The organism is Pseudomonas sp. AC463, from assembly GCF_979253585.1.
The window spans coordinates 175,974-190,808 of record NZ_CEEDDZ010000012.1 but is presented as its reverse complement, the minus strand read 5'-3'; the positions used below and the strand labels follow the sequence as shown (position 1 = coordinate 190,808).

13 protein-coding genes are annotated in these 14,835 nt (G+C 63.4%); 7 read left to right on the top strand and 6 right to left on the bottom strand.

All coding sequences use genetic code 11. From position 1 onward, the window contains the following. Positions 1–60 precede the first annotated feature (60 nt). Both AC0IYH_RS17115 and AC0IYH_RS17110 read right to left on the bottom strand, forming a co-directional pair. Positions 61–1,644 carry a rhodanese-related sulfurtransferase gene (locus tag AC0IYH_RS17115; RefSeq protein ID WP_471835306.1) on the bottom strand — a complete coding sequence of 528 codons (1,584 nt, stop codon included), beginning with the start codon at positions 1,642–1,644 and terminating at the stop codon, positions 61–63. Continuing rightward, entirely contained in the window at positions 1,641–2,252 is a 612-nt protein-coding gene (locus tag AC0IYH_RS17110; protein ID WP_122771892.1) for a cysteine dioxygenase family protein, read from the bottom strand. The genes AC0IYH_RS17115 and AC0IYH_RS17110 overlap by 4 nt, the downstream gene beginning before the upstream one ends. A gap of 217 nt (positions 2,253–2,469) precedes the next feature. Here AC0IYH_RS17110 and AC0IYH_RS17105 point away from each other — a divergent pair, with 217 nt between their 5' ends. Further along, positions 2,470–3,375 (top strand): LysR family transcriptional regulator, encoded by a 906-nt coding sequence (locus tag AC0IYH_RS17105; RefSeq protein ID WP_101269132.1) that lies wholly within the window; start codon positions 2,470–2,472, stop codon positions 3,373–3,375. A gap of 120 nt (positions 3,376–3,495) precedes the next feature. Beyond that, complete coding sequence (locus AC0IYH_RS17100) at positions 3,496–4,290, top strand: class II aldolase/adducin family protein (RefSeq protein WP_116628938.1); 795 nt, start codon at positions 3,496–3,498, stop codon at positions 4,288–4,290. 69 nt (positions 4,291–4,359) lie between these two features. On the opposite strand, the gene AC0IYH_RS17095 is transcribed toward AC0IYH_RS17100, so the two are convergent. Next, on the bottom strand, positions 4,360–5,442 hold the full coding sequence (locus AC0IYH_RS17095) for an LLM class flavin-dependent oxidoreductase (protein WP_122771893.1): 1,083 nt from the start codon (positions 5,440–5,442) through the stop codon (positions 4,360–4,362). A gap of 273 nt (positions 5,443–5,715) precedes the next feature. Between AC0IYH_RS17095 and AC0IYH_RS17090 the strand changes: the two genes are divergently transcribed. The 3 genes from AC0IYH_RS17090 to AC0IYH_RS17080 all read left to right on the top strand — a co-directional run bounded on the left by AC0IYH_RS17090 (position 5,716) and on the right by AC0IYH_RS17080 (position 8,000). Further along, positions 5,716–6,537 carry an ABC transporter permease gene (locus tag AC0IYH_RS17090; RefSeq protein WP_471835303.1) on the top strand — a complete coding sequence of 274 codons (822 nt, stop codon included), beginning with the start codon at positions 5,716–5,718 and terminating at the stop codon, positions 6,535–6,537. 1 nt (position 6,538) lies between these two features. Further along, entirely contained in the window at positions 6,539–7,297 is a 759-nt protein-coding gene (locus tag AC0IYH_RS17085; RefSeq protein WP_116628941.1) for an ABC transporter ATP-binding protein, read from the top strand. A gap of 82 nt (positions 7,298–7,379) precedes the next feature. After that, positions 7,380–8,000 carry a hypothetical protein gene (locus AC0IYH_RS17080; protein WP_471835301.1) on the top strand — a complete coding sequence of 207 codons (621 nt, stop codon included), beginning with the start codon at positions 7,380–7,382 and terminating at the stop codon, positions 7,998–8,000. Positions 8,001–8,077: 77 nt separating this feature from the next. On the opposite strand, the gene AC0IYH_RS17075 is transcribed toward AC0IYH_RS17080, so the two are convergent. Further along, positions 8,078–8,464 carry a hypothetical protein gene (locus AC0IYH_RS17075; RefSeq protein ID WP_116628942.1) on the bottom strand — a complete coding sequence of 129 codons (387 nt, stop codon included), beginning with the start codon at positions 8,462–8,464 and terminating at the stop codon, positions 8,078–8,080. 145 nt (positions 8,465–8,609) lie between these two features. After that, positions 8,610–9,332, bottom strand: a complete 723-nt coding sequence (locus tag AC0IYH_RS17070) for a pirin family protein (protein ID WP_122771919.1) — start codon at positions 9,330–9,332, stop codon at positions 8,610–8,612. Positions 9,333–9,512: 180 nt separating this feature from the next. On the opposite strand from AC0IYH_RS17070, the gene AC0IYH_RS17065 reads away from it, so the two are divergent. Beyond that, complete coding sequence (locus AC0IYH_RS17065; RefSeq protein WP_471835299.1) at positions 9,513–10,463, top strand: GlxA family transcriptional regulator; 951 nt, start codon at positions 9,513–9,515, stop codon at positions 10,461–10,463. Between the two features lie 95 nt (positions 10,464–10,558). Beyond that, positions 10,559–12,082: a winged helix-turn-helix domain-containing protein gene (locus AC0IYH_RS17060; protein WP_471835297.1), complete on the top strand. Its 1,524-nt coding sequence runs from the start codon at positions 10,559–10,561 to the stop codon at positions 12,080–12,082. Here AC0IYH_RS17060 and AC0IYH_RS17055 read toward each other — a convergent pair. Next, positions 12,029–14,806, bottom strand: a complete 2,778-nt coding sequence (locus AC0IYH_RS17055; RefSeq protein ID WP_471835295.1) for an ATP-binding protein — start codon at positions 14,804–14,806, stop codon at positions 12,029–12,031. The genes AC0IYH_RS17060 and AC0IYH_RS17055 overlap by 54 nt on opposite strands. Positions 14,807–14,835: the final 29 nt, after the last annotated feature.

Genomic DNA, 14,835 nt, shown 5'->3' with positions numbered 1-14,835 from the left:
GCCTGGAGAGGGGTCGGATGTGGTGGCCTGCACCCGGGGTGGGTGCAGGTGGGGCATGGATCAGATCACATAGAAACCGTGGGTGGCGTCGCGGGCCAGTTGTTCGACCAGGCCGAACTCCCAATCCAGGTAGGCCTGCATGGCTTCCTTGGGGCTGTCGGTGCCCTCGTAGGGCCGGCGGTAGCGATCGATGCGCGGCGAGGCCAGGTGGGTTTCACCTTCTTCCAGCGGCAATTGCGCGTTGATCCAGCCGGCCGTGCCGTCTTGCAGCAGGAACACTTGCTTGCCGGTGATGGCTTCGACTTCCGCCACCGCCAGGCGCGCCAATTGGCTGCTGCCGCAGGTCAGCACATAGCGTTGGGCGGCCGGCACCTTGGCCAGGGCCTCGGGCAGTTGCGCACGCAGGGCCCACCAGGCGCCGGGGATATGGCGCTTGACGTAGTTGGCGCTGGCGGTGAAGTCCAGTACCACGGTGTCGCCGTGGGCCTGCCACTCGGCGAGGGTGTGCGGGCTGATCAGTTCGGCCTGGGGCGGGGCGGGCACCGGGGCGACCCAAGCGCCTTTTTCGCTGAAGTGCGCGGCGTGCAGGTCATCCAATACATGCACTTCCCAACCCAGCTGGGCCAGCCAGGAGGCCGACATATTCGCGCGTACGCCGTCGTCATCCGCCAGCACCAGGCGCGCTCCGCGCACGCTGGCGACATGGTCGGTTTCCTGCACCAACTGGCCGCCCGGGGTGGAGCGCGCGCCGGGCAGGTGGCCGATTTCGAATTCTTCCGGGGTGCGCACATCGAACAGGTAGGTGGTGCGAGTCGTTTCCTGCTGCCAGCGCTGGAGGTCCGTGAGGGTTGCGCGGCCGACGCGGGCCTTGTCGGCGACGCGGCGTGCATCTTCGGCGGCGACCTGGCGGTGTTCTTCCGAGGTCGGGGCAAATCGGCGCGACTGGCCGTGGGCGAGTTTTTGCCCGGCCAGGGTCCAGCCGATAGTGCCGTTACGCAGGGCCGATACCGGGTTGGCCACGCCGGCGTTGATCAGCGACTGGGTGCCGATAATGCTGCGGGTGCGCCCGGCGCAGTTGACGATGATGCGCGTGGCCGGGTCGGGCGCCAGCTCGCGGGCACGCAACACCAACTCGGCACCGGGCACGCTGATGCCGGTGGGGATGCTCATGGTCTGGTATTCGTCGAAACGGCGGGCGTCGAGCACCACCACGTCGGCCTGGCTGTCGAGCAGCGCCTGCACTTCTTCGGCGGCCAGGGACGGCGTGTGACGTTCGCTCTCGACCAGTTCGCCAAAGGCCTTGCTTGGCACGTTCACATCGATAAACAGCTCGCCACCGGCGTTGCGCCAGCCGGCCAGGCCGCCTTCCAGCAGGGCGACGTCGGTGTAGCCTAAGGTTTGCAAGCGTGCGGCAGCCCGTTGAGCAAGCCCCTCGCCGTTGTCGTAGACGGTGACCTGGGTATCCCGCCGTGGAATGCGCGAATACACCTCCAGTTCCAGCTTGGACAGCGGGATATTCGCGGCAAACAACGGGTGCGATTCGGCAAACGGCGCTTCTTCGCGCACGTCCACCAGGGCGACTTCGGTACGGTCCAACAGGGCCTGGCGAATCTGGGCGAAGCTTCGGGTCGATACGGTGCTCATAGGGCAGGGCTCTTTTCTTTGGACAAATCCCAGATGTTCGGGAGGAAGGCGTTGGAATAACCGGAGATAAACAGTTTCTCGCTGCCGTCGGGTTGGTACACCGCGCGGCGCACGGCACCGATATTGGCGCCGTATACATGGATGCTGATCGACACCTGGTCGCTGTGGGCATTGCTCACTTGGTGGATATCGCCGACCTTGGGCGACACCGCCTCGACCTGCCCGGGCACCAATTGAATCGGCTTGCCTTCGGCGACCAGGCTGCCGTCGGGGGCGCGTTCGAAGCCTTGGGAAAATTCGGCGCCCCGCAACATGCCGATCAGGCCCCACACGCGGTGGTCGTGAATCGGCGTGCTTTGCCCCGGCCCCCACACAAAGCTGACGATGCTGAAGCGCTGGCGCGAATCGGCATGCAGCAAAAATTGCTGGTAACGCTCGGGGTTGGGCTGGGCGAATTCGTCGGGGAGCCAGTCATCATGGCTGACCAGTTGCGCCAGCAGCTTGCCGCCACGGTGCAACAGGTCGCCTTCACGCGGGTTGCCGTCAATCAATTCCGCCAGGGCGCCTATAAAGGCTCTGAGTCTCTCGGGGTGTCGGGCCTGGGTCATGGCACTTCCATCGCGTGGTCACGGGTGATGGGTTTATCTAAGCATAATGTTTATAGTTAATATGCTATTTTTTAATGATTAGCTTATAGCTGAAGGTAATTTAGAACCGGTCTGAATAGCGTTAGACGTTATCGATCACAGTGCGGACTATCCAGACAGCGTTCCTGCAACTATGCTTCGCACACATCTTAATGACTGTTCTCTATGTGCGGCCCAAATGAAAATTGACGATATCGATGCCTTTGTCGAAGTGATTCGTTGCCAGTCCATCAGCCATGCCGCCGAGTCGTTGCAACTGACCCAGCCGGCCATTACCCGCCGCGTGCAGAACTTCGAGCAGGCGCTGGGGGTGGAGTTGTTCGACCGCAACACCAAACCCCTCAAGCCGACGCTGATCGGCACCCGCGTGTATGAGCAATGCCGGCTGATCCTGCGCGAGATGGATGCCCTGCGCGAGCTGGTGGCCACCGACGCACCGCCCACCGGTCTGTTGCGCCTGGGCGTGCCGCAAACCATCGGCGATGTGGTGTTGCTGGATGCGCTCAAGCACCTGCGCACCGAGTACGCCGACTTGCGCGCCCAGGTCGCCACCGGCTGGGGCAGCCAGTTGGTGGGCAAGATCGAACGCGGCGAGCTGGATGCGGCGGTGGCGTTGTTCCCGGCGGGCAAGATCTTCCCGGATAACGTGGTGGGCGAGTCCATCGGCAAGATGGAACTGGTGGTGGTCTGCGCCAAGGCGCAGTTGCCGAAAAAGCCCTGCAAGCTGGCCGACGTGTACCAGAGCGGCTGGATCCTCAACCCGGATGGCTGCGGCTTCCGCGCCGGCCTGCAGCGCACGCTGTCGGACCAGGGCCTGGCCTTGCGGGTCAACCTGGAAACCTTCGGCACCGAGCTGCAATTGGGTTTGGTGGCGGACGGGCTGGGCCTGGGCCTGGTGCCGCGCCCTTTACTGGAGCGCAGCGCTCACCGCGAGCAACTGGCGGTGATGCCGCTCAAGGACTTCAAGCCGGTGATGGACCTGTGGCTGATCTACCCGCACTTCCTCGGCAATCTGCAGGGGCCGGTGGACGCCTTTGGCAAGCTGGTGGCGGATTCACTGCACAAGATCCGCAACGCGGCATGAGGGTGAAAGGGGATATAAAAAATTATGATAATTAGCTTAGATTAAAATGTGCTTTTTATTATTTTTTTGCATCCCCTAGGCTTGCCTGGAAGTCCTTAAGGCCATCCAGGAAGTTTTGCCATGAGCAGCGTCACCTCGATCTCCAGCGTTTCCAACAATGTTCGCCAGCGCGTCACTCCGCAAGAATGGGACGTGCGCGTCAAACTGGCCGCCGCTTACCGCCTGGCGGCCTTGTACAAGTGGACCGACCATATCTACACACACTTCTCCGCCCGCGTGCCGGGTCCGGAGGAGCATTTCCTGATCAACGCCTTCGGCTTGTTGTTCGATGAAATCAACGCCTCCAACCTGGTCAAGGTCGATCTCGACGGTACCATCGTCGACGACCCGACCGGCCTCGGTATCAACTACGCCGGCTACGTGATTCACAGCGCCATCCACGGCGCACGCCATGACCTGCAGGCGGTGTTGCACACCCACACGCGTGACGGCATTGCGGTGTCGGCGCAAAAAGACGGCCTGCTGCCGATCTCCCAGCATTCCATCGCCTTTTCCGGACGCGTGGCCTACCACGGTTATGAAGGCATTGCGCTTGACCTGGATGAGCGTGAGCGGCTGGTGGCGGACCTGGGCGACAAGAGCGTGATGATCCTGCGTAACCACGGCTTGCTGACGGCCGGGATCAGCGTCGAGCATGCCTTCCAGCAACTGCAAGGCCTGGAGCGCGCATGCAATATCCAGATTGCGGCGCAGGCGGCGGGGAATGCGGAGTTGGTATTTCCGCCACAAGAGGTGGTGGATAAAGTGGAAGAACAGGCCAAGGCCCACAGCAGCGGCGAAGGCCCGGGTGTGGCGCGGCATTGGAATGCGTTGATTCGGCAGTTGGAGCGTAGTGATACCGACTACAAAAACTGATCTTGAACCCAATGAAAATCAAAATGTGGGAGGGGGCTTGCCCCCTCCCACATTTGTTTTGTGGTGTTTTTAAGCGACTTGTTTGGCCTGTTCGCGCTCTGCGATCAGTTGGCGGGTGAGCGGAATCAGCTTCTTACCGTAATCAATCGCATCATTGAGCGGATCAAAGCCACGAATCAGGAAGGTGGTAATCCCCAGGTCGTAGTAGTCCACCAGCGCCTCCGCCACTTGCTCAGCCGTACCTACCAGTGAAGTGGAGTTGCCCTGCGCCCCCAGCAACCCGGCAATCCCGGTCCACAAACGCTTGTCCAACCGCGACCCTTGCGCCGCCGCCGCCAACAACCGGCGCGAGCCTTCATTCGGCGGTTCACGCCGTACAAAACCATTCTTTTCGGCCAGCGCGGTGGCTTGCTGCAGGATGCTGTCGGCACGTGCCCATGCCAGCTCTTCGGTCTCGGCGAGGATCGGCCGCAGCGACAAGCTGAAACGAATCGTGCGCCCATGCTTGGCCGCTTCGGCGCGCACCTGGGTCACGATTTCGCGCACTTGCTCATAGGTTTCACCCCACAGCGCGTACACGTCGGCGTGCTTGCCCGCCACTTCAATCGCAGCCTTGGACGAGCCGCCGAAATACAACGGAATATGCGGCAACTGCGGCGACTTCACCGTGGAGTGCGCGCCTTCGACCTGGTAGTAGGTGCCGGCAAAATCGAACGGCTGTTCGCTGGTCCATTCCTGGCGCACCACGCTCAGGTATTCGTCGGTGCGCGCGTAGCGTTCGTCTTTGCCGATGTGGCTGCCATCGGCACGCAGCTCGCGGTCATCGCCGCCGGTGATGATATGCACGGCAGTGCGGCCGCCGTTGAACACGTCCAGGGTGGTGAACTGGCGCGCGGCCAGGGTCGGTTGGGCAAAGCCCGGGCGGTGGGCGATCAGAAACTGCAGCTTTTTAGTCACGCTGGCGGCATGGGAGGCGATCAGCGTGCTGTCCGGGCTGTTGGAGTGGAAGGCCACCAGGGCGCGGTCGAAGCCGGCTTCTTCGTGAGCGCGGGCCACGGTTTCCACGTAGTCCGGTTGCAGGGTAGGGCCGCTGCGCGGGTGGATCTCGGAAGCGTGGTGGCCGCCGATGTAGCCGATGAATTCAATGCTCATGGTCTGTCCTTGTCGTGTTCGCGGTTAGCACCTGCGCCGGGCAGGGGGTCGGTTATTCGCGTCCAAAGTAGGGGCAGGGGCAGGGCCTGTAAAATGCCGTTTGGTTCTAACCTAATTATTAAAAAGTAGAATCATGTATTCGAGCGTGTATCAGTAATTTGCATGTTGATTGCATTAGGTTATTCCTACAAAGACTTTCACGACGGTTTTTTATGCGCTTAGCATCAGTCCGTCACGGCGCTTGCGGCCGTGTCTTTTGAGTAAGGAAGCCTGATGACCGAGACGTTCTCCATCAATAAAGCCGAGCGCCGGCCGAACCAGGTGCGCAGCTGGCGCACCCCGGATGTGTTGCTGCGGCTGGTCAGCCCCATCGTGCTGTTGCTGCTGTGGGAACTGGCCTCGCAGTTGGGCTGGATTCCCTCGCGCGTGATCGCCGCGCCCTCGCAGATCGGCGGCACCTTGTGGGCGATGATCGTGTCCGGCGAGCTGGGCAAGCACCTGCTGGTGTCCCTGCAGCGCGCGTTGTTCGGCTTGAGTATCGGCGTCAGCATCGGCGTGGTGGCGGCGTTGATCAGCGGCCTGTCGCGGCGCGGCGAGGTGATCCTCGATTCGCCGATGCAGATGCTGCGCACCATCCCGTCTTTGGCGCTTGTGCCGCTGTTTATCCTGTGGTTCGGCATTGGCGAGTTCACCAAGATCGCGTTGATCGTCACCGGCACCACCTTTCCGGTGTACCTCAACCTGTTTGCCGGTATCCGCAATATCGACCCCAAACTGATCGAGGCGGCCAACACCCTGGGGCTCAACCGGCGCGAGCTGATCTGGCATGTGATCCTGCCGGGGTCGCTGCCTTCGTTTTTCGTCGGCCTGCGTTATGCCCTCGGCATTTCGTGGCTGGCGCTGGTGTTTGTCGAGCAGATCAACACCACCGCCGGCATCGGCTTCCTGGCCAGTGATGCACGCGACTTCATGCGCACCGACGTGATCGTGATCTGCCTGCTGATCTACAGCGTGCTCGGCCTGTTGATCGACGGCCTGATCCGCACCCTCGAACGCTTTGCCCTGGCCTGGCGTCCATCCTTTGTTAGGAACTGATATGTCGACAAGTGAAGCGCCGGTGCAGCTGCGTAATGTGGTGCGCCAGTTCGGCCAGCAACGGGTCATCGACGGCCTCGACCTGGACATCGCCCCGGGCGAATTCGTGGCGTTGCTCGGTGCCAGCGGGTCGGGCAAGACCACCTTGCTGCGCAGCCTGGCCGGGCTGGACAGTATCGACAGCGGCCAGCTGCGCGTGCCCAGGGCGCGGGCTGCGGTGTTCCAGGAGCCGCGCCTGATGCCGTGGAAGCGCGCCTGGAAAAACGTGATCCTCGGCCTGCGGGTGCCCGACGCCAAAGCGCGTGCGGTGCAAGCCTTGACCGAAGTCGGCCTGGCCCACCGCCTGGAGGCTTACCCGGCGACCCTTTCCGGCGGCGAAGCGCAGCGCGTGGCCCTGGCGCGCGGCCTGGTGCGCGAGCCCAAGCTGCTGCTGTTGGACGAACCGTTCGCCGCCCTCGACGCCCTGACCCGCATCAAGATGCATCGCCTGATCATCGAGCTGTGGCGCAAGCACACCCCGGCGGTGTTGCTGGTGACCCACGATGTGGATGAAGCGATCCTGCTGGCCGACCGCGTGATTGTGTTGGCCGATGGCAAGATCGCCGAGCAACTGCACATCGACCTGCCCCGCGCGCGGGACACCGGCCAGGACGGGTTCCAGGCCATCCGCGCACGCCTGCTGAACCTGCTCGGCGTAGCAGTGGACACCCCCGCCGCGCGGCCTGCGGCGATCAATCTGCGCCGCGTGGCCCAGGGCTGAACCCTGACCATCGATAACGTTGTAATTTGCCCTGGCCTGAGGTCTGATGGGCGCCGAAACGGGCGCGTCAGGGTGGGGCACTATGCGGGCAGAACTTGCACACTATGGCGGTATTACCGTCATGATTCCGGCCGCGATTATTATTGCCGTGTGGTTGAGGTATTCCAACCCCTGGGCCTTGCGGGCCTGGGTAGTAACCGTCGGCGTGACGTACTCGATTGTTGCGTTCAGCAAGTTGCTGTTCAAGGGCTGGGGTTTATCCATTCAATCCCTGGACATTGCGGTGCTCAGTGGGCATGCGATGAACACGTGCCTGATGCTGACCGTAGGCTTGAGCCTGGTGGCGCGCCAGTTCAACCCGGTGTTGCGCTGGCCGGCGGCGCTCGGGGGTTTACTGATCGGTGCCGGGTTCAGCGCCTATTGCGTGGCGCCCTATATCCATCCCCTCAATGAAGCATTGGCCGGCGCATTCTTGGGTGCGGTCGCAGCCATCGCCTTTCTTTGGCGGATCGAGGCCAGCGACATCAAGGTGTCCCGCCGGTTTATCGGCTTTGGCCTGGTGGTGGTGCTCGCCTGCGCAATGTTGCCCAAGTACAACGCCGAATTACTGCTCAACCGCGTCGCGGTGAGCTTGTCCGGTGCTGAACGGGCCCATCAGGAACCCGCCTGGCGGCTGGAGACGGCACACAGCAAGGCTGAATAAGCCTGCGCCGTTAAAGTGCAGACGAAAAAAAACCGGCTGATCAGGCCGGTTTGGGGTGCCCCGCGAACAGCACGGGGTCAAGCGTTGTTGCTGTGCAGACGATCCGAACCACCTTCAGCCAGGCCACGTTCCTGCAGACGATCAGCACCGCCTTCAGCCAGGCCACGTTCCTGCAGACGATCAGCACCGCCTTCAGCCAGACCACGTTCCTGCAGGCGATCAGCACCGCCTTCAGCCAGGCCACGTTCCTGCAGACGATCAGCACCGCCTTCAGCCAGGCCACGTTCCTGCAGACGATCTGCACCACCTTCAGCGACACGGCGGTCCAGCAGGCGATCCGAACCACCTTCGGCAACACGGCTTTCCATCAGGCGATCCGCGCCGCCTTCAGCGACAACAGGGTGAGCAAATGCGTTTGCAGCGAGTACCGAGAAAGCGAGGCTAAGCAAGATTTGGCGTTTCATGATTGTGTGCTCCGAGTGTTTTAGTTGGGTTGTTGCTGGTATGGGTTGGATGTTACGCGTTGCATTTTTTAAGAGAACTTCATTGCGCTGATGGTGACTATCGACGCCAGCGATGGCCCGTGTGGGCGGGCCATCGCAAGGCCAGTCATGGCATCTGCGGCCGTTCCTGAGGGCGCAGGTCGAACACCAGTACTTCGGCATCCTCACCCTGGCTCAGACGAATCTGGCGTTCATCACGCACCCGGGCGCCGTCGCCTTCCTGCAGGCGCTGGCCGTTGACTTCAACGCTGCCCCGGGCCACATGGATGTACACGTGGCGATCCGGCGGCAGGTCCAGGCTCGCGCTTTCGCCAGCGTTGAACAGCCCGGCATATACCCGTGCATCCTGGCGCACGCTCAGGGAGCCGTCGGCACCTTCCGGCGAAATGATCAGCTGCAAGCGCCCGCGTTTTTGCGCCTCAGTGAAGTGCTCTTGTTGATAGCGCGGTTCGGCACCGGCCACGGCGGGCACGATCCAGATTTGCAGGAAGTGCACGCCACGGGTCTGGCTGTGGTTGAACTCGCTGTGGGCCACGCCGCTGCCGGCGCTCATCAATTGCACGTCGCCGGGGCGGATCACCGAGCCGGTGCCCAGGGTGTCCTTGTGTTCCAGCGCGCCTTCGAGCACATAGGAGAAAATCTCCATGTCGCGGTGCGGGTGCTGGCCAAAGCCTTTGCCGGCCGCCACTCGGTCATCATTGATCACTAGCAGGTCGGAAAAACCCTGCTCCTCGGGGTTCCAGTAGTTGGCGAAAGAGAAGGTGTGGAACGACTTCAACCAACCGTGATTGGCGGCGCCGCGTTCGGAAGCTTTGCGAAGGGTCAGCATGGTGGTGTCCTCAAGTGCAAGCGGGCTGCGAAGTGCAGGGCTTGTGCGTTGAGAAGAAGGTTAATGGTTATCGAAATATTCATTAAGAAGCTGAAATCTGAATAACTGTCTCTTTTAAGTTGACAGTTTTGAACGTGCCATAATGCACGCCGCATCCCTTTTCGATGGACTTCCCGCTTTATGAAAACCGTGGCCATGGCGCTGTTCCCGGACTTCCTGCTGCTCGACATGGCCGGGCCGCTCGAAGTGTTTTCGATTGCCAACCGTTACCTGCCGGCGGCGGCGCACTACCAGATCCTCACCATTGGCACCGAGCCCGGCCCGTTGCGCGCGTCCAATGGGGTGGTGGTGCAGACTGACCTGCTGCTGGAGCAGGCCGACGGCGCCTATGACCTGCTGCTGGTGCCCGGTGGCCCGGGTGCCTATAACGAATGCCACCCTGCGCTGCTGCCCTGGCTCAAGGCGGCGGCGCCACGCGCGCGGCGCTTTGGTTCGATCTGCACCGGCGCGTTTGTGCTGGGCCACGCCGGGTTGCTGGACGAGCAGCGCGTGACCACGCACTGGCACTACACCGAACGGCTGATCAAGGCCTTCCCCAAGGCCATCGTCGAAACCGACCGCATCTACCTGCAGGACGGGCGCTTGATCACCTCCGGCGGGGTGACTGCGGGTATCGACCTGGCGCTGTCGATCGTGGCCCAGGACCATGGCAAGCAAGTCGCGGTAGACGTGGCCAAGGTGCTGCTGGTGGTGATGAAGCGCCAGGGCGGTCAGGCCCAGTTCAGCCCTATGACGGCTGCCGTGGCGCCGCAGGAAACCGCGATCACCCGCGTGCAGACCCATGTGCTGGCGCATCTGGAGCAGGCGTTTACCATCGAGTCGATGGCTGAGCTGGCCGGCATGAGTGCGCGCCACTTTGCGCGGCTATTCGCCAAGGACGTGCAGATGACGCCCATGGCCTTCCTGCAAGGCGCACGCATCGACCGCGCCCGGCAGTTGCTGGAAACCACCGACCTGCCGCTCAAGACCGTGGCTTTCCACGCAGGCTTTGGCAGCGTGCGGCATATGCGCTTTCTGTTCAGCGAAAAACTCGGCCTTAACCCTACCCAATACCGACAACAGTTCAGTTAACGACAGAATGTCCGTCTGGCGCACCCGATTGTCCGTATCGCTCCCTGTGCCAGCATTGTCCTGTCATCGGTAGCTGGCAAGATAACGTCAAGCCCATGGAAAAGGATGCGCGAACGCCCAAGGTCGGGGGTTCCAGCGCGATGACCGTCATGAATAACCCTCAGGCGATTGACGCTGATGGCACGGTGCGCTTCGGCGCCTATGTCTTCCACCGGCAACAGCGACTGGTCAGCAAGGCGGGCTGGCCGGTGCCTCTGGGCGGGCGTGCGCTGGATATCCTTGCGGTGTTGCTGGAGGCGCCTGGGCAGTTTTTCAGCAAGGTCGAGCTGATCGAGCGGGTCTGGCCCCATAGCGTGGTCGAAGAGAACAACCTGCGGGTGCACATCGCCGCACTGCGCCGTGCCCTCGACGGGCAACGCTTGATCCTCAATGATCCCCTGCGCGGCTATTGCTTCGCGGCGCCCGTGCAGGGTGTGATCCAGACATTCACCCCTCAGCACAACCTGGTTGCACGGCTCAGCCCGGTGATCGGTCGCGATGAACTGCTGGGCGTGTTGGTACGGCGTTTGTCCGGCCAGCACCTGATGACCCTCACCGGTTGCGCCGGCGTGGGCAAGAGCACCCTGGCCCTGGCGCTCGCCGAGCGGGTGTTGCCGCGCTACCGCGATGGCGTGTGGTGGGTCGACCTGGCCACCGTCGAGGCGCCCATCGCGATGTTGCGCCACCTGGCCACGGCGCTGCACCTGCAGCCCGCCGGCAGCGCCACTGAACTGTGCCGCCAATTGGCCGGCAAGCAGCTATTGCTGGTACTCGACGGCGCCGACCTGCTGCTTGGCTCCTGTCGCCATCTGCTGCGGGCGTTGCGTGAACAGGCGCCCCAGGTCAGCGTGCTGGTCAGCAGCCGCGAAGCCTTGCAGGCCCCAGGCGAATGGCTGATGCGTGTGCCGGCGTTTGCGCTGCCGGCACCGGCGGCATTGGCCAGTGTTGAACAGGCGCTGGCGTACCCCGCCGTGCAATTGTTTGTCGCACGGGTTTGCGCCAGCCAACAGGGATTTGCATTGCGCCGCCAGGATCTGGCGCCGCTGCGGGATATCTGCCGGCGCCTCGACGGTATCCCGTTGGCCCTCGAGCTGGCCGCCGCACAAGTCGACGCCCTTGGCGTGCGCGGGGTGCAGGCGCAGTTGTGCAGGGGTTTGCAGGTGCTGACCCGCGGCCGCCGCACGGCGGTGGAGCGCCACCAATCACTGACCGCCGCCCTGGACTGGACCTACCAGCGCCTGAGCCTGCCAGAGCGCTGGCTGTTCCTGCAATTGGGCTTGTTCAAGATGGCGATGAGCTTGCCGACTTTGAGCGAACTGGTCGCTGGCACCGAGCTGGAACACGCCGACCTGGCCTATCTGCTCGAACGCCTGGTCGGTACGTCGCTGCTGACCCTCGAACCCGGCCCGGGCTACCCGCGCTACCGCCTGCTCAATTGCCTGCGCAGCTATGCCCTGGCGCAACTGCGCGACCCCGTGCAGGTGGCGCGTTTGCAGCAAGGGTATGGGCATTACCTGGGGCCGTTTTCAGGCCGGCCGTTTGTTCTGCAACTCGTCGAGCAGGCTGCGTACGCGGACTAGGTCCTGGGTAGCAAAGCCTTCGGTAAACCTTGCATAGACTGAAGCCAGCAGGTCGCGGGCGGCCTGTATACGGCCTTGGGTCTGCCACAGTCGCGCCAACGACATCGCGCAGCGCAGTTCCCAGGCCAGCGCGCCTTGCTGGTGCGCCAGGCCGAGGGCTTCGAGCAGCAGCGCCTCGGCGGCGTGCGTATCGGCCAGGCTGTTGGCGCGCACCCGCAGAATCTCCGGGGTGCACCAGCCGGCTGCGCCGCTCCTTGCGCGTTCGAACAGGGCGTCATCCACGCCGTGCGCGTTGAAGGTCACTAGGATGTCTTCCACCAGGCCCAGCCCTTGCACTTCGGCGATGGGCAGGGTGCCCTCGTAGCAGCGCGCCCAGGTATGGAACAACTGCACCGAATGCTTTTGCGCCTGCTGCAACAGCAGGTCCAACTGATCACGCGCCGCGACGTCATCGCCGTTGTACTGGGCGATCACCACCCCGGCCAGGGCCAGTGTGTAGCAGATCGACGTACCGTGGTTGATCTGCAATGCCAGCGCCAACGCCTGGCCCGCCGTGCGCGCGGCGCGCTCGGGGAAACCGCGCAGCCAGAGGATGCGCGCAAGGATCGTCAACGAAGCCACGCTCTGGTCGTACTGCACGCCGAAACCATGGGTAAACCGGTTGAGATGGCCGCTCTGGGCCATACGCTGGATCACCTGCTCGGCATTGTGCTGCGCCAGCGCCTGGTTGCCCGCGAAGTGCTGCGCGAGCACCCGCAGGCGTTGGGCACTCAGGGCCAGCAAGGGCTCGGCATGAGGGGCTGATGGGTCAAAATGCAGTTGATCGAAATGCAGGCTTTGCACCAGGGCCTCGCGGTAGTTGCCGTCGCACAGGCTGACCGCCATCTGCCCGGACACCGCGCGCAACTGCCCGGCGAGGTCCTTGCCGGCCTCCGCCAGGCGTCGTGCGCAGGCGAAGGCGTCGACGGTCTGCGGCGTACCGCCCTGGGTGTGATAGCAGAAGCTGCCATGGGCCAGTTGCAAGGCCATGTGCAAGCGTTGGCTCGGTGTACTCGATTGCCCCAGCCGCTCCAGCGCCTTGCCTACGTACAAGCCGTGTTCGCGCAGCAACGACAGCTCCTGCCACAGCGGCATGGCGCTGACGGTGAGACGAATACCCAGCAGGTGCACACCCTGATCGCCCAGGCCCCAGTCGAGGGCGGCGCGCACGTCTTCACGCAGTGGCTCATAGCGGTCGATCCACAGTTGGGTGGCGGTCTGTTCCCAATCGTCCTGCGCCTGGTTCATCAGGGCCAGGCAGCGATTGGCGTGGCGCTCACGGGTGGCGTCGAGTTCATCGGCCACGCTGAGTTTTTCCAGGGCGTAGGTGCGGGTGATGTCCAGCAGCCGGTAGACCATCTCGTCATCCCCCGGCTCCACATTGAGCAAGGACTTGGCCACCAATTGGGTGATCGACCCCAACACCTCGACCGGTGCCATCTGTTCACCGGCAATCACCGCCGCCGCGCTGGCCAGGCTGAAGCCGCCACGGAACACCGCCAGGCGGCGCAGGCAAATCTGTTCGCAACCGGTGAGCAGGTCGAAGCTCCAGTCCAGCGTGGCACGCAAGGTTTGGTGACGGGGCAGGGCGCTGCGCCGGCCACGGGTGAGCAGGCGGAAGTTGTCTTCCATCTGCACCAGCAGGCCGGGCAGGCCGAAGCGTTCGATCTGCGCCGCCACCAACTCGATGGCCAGGGGAATGCCGTCGAGGCGCTGGCAGATATCAATTGCCAGGGGCAGTTCGGCTTCGCTGAGTTCAAAGCTGTCCTGATGGGACATGGCCCGTTCGATCAGCAATTGCAGGGCCGGGTAGCCCAGGGCCTGGGCGCGGTTGCCGGTGGCGGGCGGGCAGGCCAGGGGCTCCAGGCGTTGCACATATTCGCCCTCGGCGCGCAGGGCCTCGCGGCTGGTGGTCAAAATGTGCAGCTTGGGCGCGTGGCGCAGCAGGGTTTCGCTGATCAGCGCGATGTCGTCCAGCAGGTGTTCGCAGTTGTCGATCACCAGCAGCACCTGGTGCTCCTGCAAGCGCCGCGCAAACTCGGCCAGCGGCTCATGCTCGGCGTGGGTCAGGTCGAGCAGGGCGGCGAGGTTGGGCAGGATCATCGACGGCGTGATCAGCGGCGCGAGGTCGAGCAGGCGAATGCCGTCGCGGTAATGGCCGATCAGCAATTCCGCCACGCGCAGCGCGACGGTGGTCTTGCCGATACCGCCGGCGCCGGTCAAGGTGATAAAGCGCTGCTCGGGCAACTGCTGCACCAGGCTGTCGATCAGAGCCTGGCGGCCGATCATGCGGGTTCGTCGCAACGGCAGGTTGTGGCACGGGCGTTGCGGTTCACCTTCGGTGGGCAGGCTCATCGGTTCGATGCTCAGGGGTGCCACAAAACTGTAGCCGCGCTGGGCCACCGTCACGATATAGCGCTGCCCGGCCTGGCCATCGCCGAGTGCCTTGCGCAACGCCGCCATGTGCACCCGCAGGTTGCCGTCTTCGACCACGCTTTTGGGCCAGACCCGGGCGATCAGTTCCTGTTTGCTCACCACATTGCCGGCCTGCTCCAGCAGGATCAGCAGGATATCCACCGCGCGCCGCCCCAGGCGCAACGGGCGACCCGCCTCCAGCACCAGGCGCTGGTGCGGGTGGATGCGGTAGGGGCCAAAATGCACGGCCTGGTCGCGTGGGTCACTCATGGGTGGCCGTGCTCTGGGGAAAGTAAGCG

What these genes read in the sequence shown, in the direction of transcription:
- AC0IYH_RS17115 (WP_471835306.1), bottom strand. Translation starts at nt 1,644, where the DNA reads ATGAGCACCGTATCGACCCGAAGCTTCGCCCAGATTCGCCAGGCCCTG.
- AC0IYH_RS17110 (WP_122771892.1), bottom strand. Translation starts at nt 2,252, where the DNA reads ATGACCCAGGCCCGACACCCCGAGAGACTCAGAGCCTTTATAGGCGCC.
- AC0IYH_RS17105 (WP_101269132.1), top strand. Translation starts at nt 2,470, where the DNA reads ATGAAAATTGACGATATCGATGCCTTTGTCGAAGTGATTCGTTGCCAG.
- AC0IYH_RS17100 (WP_116628938.1), top strand. Translation starts at nt 3,496, where the DNA reads ATGAGCAGCGTCACCTCGATCTCCAGCGTTTCCAACAATGTTCGCCAG.
- AC0IYH_RS17095 (WP_122771893.1), bottom strand. Translation starts at nt 5,442, where the DNA reads ATGAGCATTGAATTCATCGGCTACATCGGCGGCCACCACGCTTCCGAG.
- AC0IYH_RS17090 (WP_471835303.1), top strand. Translation starts at nt 5,716, where the DNA reads ATGACCGAGACGTTCTCCATCAATAAAGCCGAGCGCCGGCCGAACCAG.
- AC0IYH_RS17085 (WP_116628941.1), top strand. Translation starts at nt 6,539, where the DNA reads ATGTCGACAAGTGAAGCGCCGGTGCAGCTGCGTAATGTGGTGCGCCAG.
- AC0IYH_RS17080 (WP_471835301.1), top strand. Translation starts at nt 7,380, where the DNA reads ATGCGGGCAGAACTTGCACACTATGGCGGTATTACCGTCATGATTCCG.
- AC0IYH_RS17075 (WP_116628942.1), bottom strand. Translation starts at nt 8,464, where the DNA reads ATGAAACGCCAAATCTTGCTTAGCCTCGCTTTCTCGGTACTCGCTGCA.
- AC0IYH_RS17070 (WP_122771919.1), bottom strand. Translation starts at nt 9,332, where the DNA reads ATGCTGACCCTTCGCAAAGCTTCCGAACGCGGCGCCGCCAATCACGGT.
- AC0IYH_RS17065 (WP_471835299.1), top strand. Translation starts at nt 9,513, where the DNA reads ATGAAAACCGTGGCCATGGCGCTGTTCCCGGACTTCCTGCTGCTCGAC.
- AC0IYH_RS17060 (WP_471835297.1), top strand. Translation starts at nt 10,559, where the DNA reads ATGGAAAAGGATGCGCGAACGCCCAAGGTCGGGGGTTCCAGCGCGATG.
- AC0IYH_RS17055 (WP_471835295.1), bottom strand. Translation starts at nt 14,806, where the DNA reads ATGAGTGACCCACGCGACCAGGCCGTGCATTTTGGCCCCTACCGCATC.